The organism is Brevundimonas sp. (genome assembly GCF_004210735.1).
Lineage (GTDB): Bacteria > Pseudomonadota > Alphaproteobacteria > Caulobacterales > Caulobacteraceae > Brevundimonas.
In genome coordinates this window covers 1-1,120 of sequence record NZ_SDZL01000150.1, presented here as the reverse complement: position 1 = coordinate 1,120, position 1,120 = coordinate 1, and the positions used below count along the sequence as shown (strand labels likewise).

The following is a 1,120-nucleotide window of genomic DNA, read 5'->3' as shown; positions in this document are numbered from 1 at the left end:
CCGGCGAGCTCAAGTTGACCGACGGCAGCCAGTACCAGGGCCTGTTCGCCAAGGGCCAGCCGAACGGCGCCGGGGTGCGCAGCGATGCCAGCGGCAATCAGTTCAGTGGCTACTTCGTCAATGGCCAGCTGCAAGGCAGCGGCACTTACGACAGCGCCGATGGCGAGCAGTACATCGGCGAGTTCAAGGACAACCGCCTGCAAGGCCGCGGCCGCTTCGAAAACGCCGACGGCGACGTCTGGATCGGTGAGTTCAGCGATGGCTCGCTGGACGGCCAGGGGGAGCTGCTGGGCAGCGATGGCAGCCGCTACAAGGGCGGCTTTCGCAACTGGCGGTTCGCGGGCGAAGGCCGCCTGCACCTGGCGGACGGCAGCCAGTACATCGGCGGTTTTGCCGACGACGCCTACCAGGGCCATGGCCGCCTGATCCAGGCCGACGGCCGCATCGAGGGCGGCTACTGGGTCAAGGGCGTGCGTGTGCGCGACGAACAGAGCAAGCTGTTGCCCGACCCGCTCGACCTGGCCCTGCTCAATCAGGGCAAGCTGCTCAAGGACGCGCTGGCCCAGGTGCCGCCATCCAAGGCGCCGATCCAGCTGTACAGCCTGGTGCTGGCCGGCGACGGCCAGCAAAGTGTGTTCATGCGTGAAGCCGACTATGTCAGCAACATTCTCAAGGTGCGCTTTGGTGCCAGCGGCCAGATCACCCTGGTCAACCACCGCGATCACCTGGCCGATCGGCCAATGGCCACCCGCCAGAACCTCACCCGCGCCGCCACAACCCTGGCCGAGCGCAGCGGCCCGGAAGACCTGATCTTCATCTACCTGACCAGCCACGGCAGCGCCGATCACCAGCTGGTGCTTGACCAGCCGCGCCTGCAACTGGCCGATCTCTCCGCCGATGAGCTGGCCAGCGCCCTCGCGCCGCTCAAAGACCGCGACAAGGTGGTAGTGATCTCGGCCTGCTACTCCGGCGGCTATATCCCGCCACTGAAGGATGAGCGGACCCTGATCATGACCGCCGCGCGCCCGGACCGGCTGTCGTTCGGCTGTTCGGAAGAGGCCGACTTCACCTATTTCGGCGACGCCCTGTTCGCTGAAGCCCTGAACCAGACCGACGATTT

At 66.2% G+C, this 1,120-nt stretch carries 1 protein-coding gene; it reads left to right on the top strand.

Features of this window, described 5'->3' with window-relative positions; all coding sequences use genetic code 11:
* Positions 1-14: 14 nt before the first annotated feature.
* On the top strand, positions 15-1,120 hold a 1,106-nt coding region (locus EON91_RS14535; RefSeq protein ID WP_292096135.1), incomplete at its 3' end, for a C13 family peptidase.